The sequence below is a fragment of the Brevibacterium picturae genome (genome assembly GCF_030453725.1).
GTDB classification, from domain to species: Bacteria; Actinomycetota; Actinomycetes; order Actinomycetales; family Brevibacteriaceae; genus Brevibacterium; species Brevibacterium sandarakinum_A.
Genome location: NZ_JAKDJU010000306.1, coordinates 1 through 2,247 on the forward strand (window position 1 = coordinate 1; position 2,247 = coordinate 2,247).

Consider the following 2,247-nt stretch of genomic DNA (forward strand, 5'->3'; position numbering starts at 1 on the left):
AAGACCCGGCAGTAGAAACGAAGGAATACACGTGGATCTTTTCGAGTATCAAGCACGTGACCTGTTCGAGAAGCACGGAGTGCCCGTGCTCAAGGCCCAGGTCGCGACGACACCAGAAGAAGCGAAGAAGGCAGCCGAAGACCTCGGCGGCGGAACAGTCGTCGTCAAGTCTCAGGTCAAGATGGGTGGCCGCGGCAAGGCCGGAGGCGTCAAGGTTGCGAAGAACCCAGAAGAAGCCGAAGCTCGCGCCAAGGACATCCTGGGTCTTGACATCAAGGGCCACATCACCGAAAAGGTGATGATCGCCGAAGGCGCAGACATCGCCGAAGAATACTACTTCTCGGTGCTCCTCGACCGATCCAACCGCACCTACTTGGCCATGTGCTCCAAGGAAGGCGGCGTGGAGATCGAGCAGCTCGCCGAGGAACGTCCGGAAGCGCTCGCCAGGATCCCAGTCTCCGCCATCGACGGAATCGATGCCGCGAAGGCCGAGGAGATCGCCAAGGAAGCTGGATTCGATGCGGAGACCGCCGCCAAGGTGGCTCCGGTCCTGACCTCTCTGTGGACCGTCTTCGAGAAGGAAGATGCCTCCCTCGTCGAGGTCAACCCACTGGTCAAGACCGGTGCCGGTGACATCATTGCGCTCGATGGCAAGGTGTCTCTCGATGAGAACGCGGACTTCCGTCACGAGGACCACGAGGCACTGCGCGACATCAGTGCAGAGAACCCCCTCGAGCTCAAAGCCAAGAAGCTCGACCTCAACTACGTCAAGCTCGACGGACAGGTCGGAATCATCGGAAACGGTGCCGGACTCGTCATGTCGACCCTCGACGTCGTCGCCTACGCCGGTGAGAAGCACAACGATGTCAAGCCTGCCAACTTCCTCGACATCGGAGGCGGCGCCTCTGCTGAGGTGATGGCCAACGGGCTCGACGTCATCCTCGGCGATGAGCAGGTCAAGTCCGTCTTCGTCAACGTCTTCGGTGGAATCACCGCCTGTGACGCAGTGGCCGACGGCATCGTCAAGGCTCTCGAGATCCTCGGGGACCAGGCGACCAAGCCGCTCGTCGTCCGCCTCGACGGAAACAACGTCGAAGAGGGTCGTGCGATCCTCAAGGAAGCCGCGAACCCACTCGTCACCCTGACCGACACCATGGACGGTGGAGCCGACAAGGCCGCCGAACTGGCTGCTGCCAAGTAAGGAAAGGTCTTTACACAAATGTCTATCTTTCTGAATTCCGATTCGAAGATCATCGTTCAGGGCATCACCGGCGGCGAAGGCTCCAAGCACACCGCCAGGATGCTGGCCGCTGGATCGAACATCGTCGGCGGGGTCAACGCCCGCAAGGCCGGCACCACTGTCAAGCACAGTGACAAGGACGGCAACGAGGTTGAGCTGCCCGTCTTCGGGTCGGTCGCCGAGGCGATGGAATCCACCGGTGCCGACGTGTCCGTGGCGTTCGTGCCGCCTGCGTTCTCCAAGGATGCGGCCATCGAGGCCATCGATGCCAAGATCGGTCTGCTCGTCATCATCACCGAGGGCATCCCGGTCCAGGACGCTGCCGAGGTCTGGGCTCGTGCGCAGGCCGCAGGAAATGCGACCCGCATCATCGGACCCAACTGCCCGGGCATCATCTCGCCGGAGGCTTCGCTGGCAGGCATCATCCCTGCCAACATCACCAAGAAGGGCAAGCTCGGACTGGTCTCCAAGTCCGGCACGCTGACCTACCAGATGATGTACGAACTGCGTGACCTCGGCTTCTCGACCGCCATCGGAATCGGTGGCGACCCGGTCATCGGCACCACGCACATCGATGCGCTCGAGGCCTTCGAGAATGATCCCGACACCGAAGCCATCGTCATGATCGGCGAAATCGGCGGAGACGCCGAAGAGCGTGCCGCCGCCTACATCAAGGACAACGTGTCGAAGCCGGTCGTCGGCTACGTTGCAGGCTTCACCGCTCCCGAGGGCAAGACCATGGGCCACGCCGGCGCCATCGTCTCCGGCTCCTCAGGAACCGCTGCGGCCAAGAAGGAAGCCCTCGAGTCAGCAGGCGTGAAGGTCGGCAAGACCCCGACCGAAACCGCTGACCTCATGCGCGAACTCCTCGCCTGAGTCTTCCTCACCTAACAACAGCGCGGTCGAAGTGCACGTTCAGCATAAATGCTGGGCGCCTGCACTTTGACCGCGCTGTTGTGTGTCTGCAGCGAGTTCGCCGCGCCGGTAACGTGCCGCAGCCACGCAGC

General features: G+C 61.9%; 2 protein-coding genes. Both read left to right on the top strand.

Annotated features, from left to right (window positions below):
- Window positions 1-31: 31 nt before the first annotated feature.
- Window positions 32-1,201, top strand: coding sequence for an ADP-forming succinate--CoA ligase subunit beta (gene sucC / locus L0G76_RS15870; RefSeq protein WP_304358095.1), 1,170 nt, complete (start codon window positions 32-34; stop codon window positions 1,199-1,201).
- Window positions 1,202-1,219: 18 nt separating this feature from the next.
- Window positions 1,220-2,116 (top strand): succinate--CoA ligase subunit alpha, encoded by an 897-nt coding sequence (gene sucD, locus L0G76_RS15875; RefSeq protein ID WP_304358096.1) that lies wholly within the window; start codon window positions 1,220-1,222, stop codon window positions 2,114-2,116.
- Window positions 2,117-2,247: the final 131 nt, after the last annotated feature.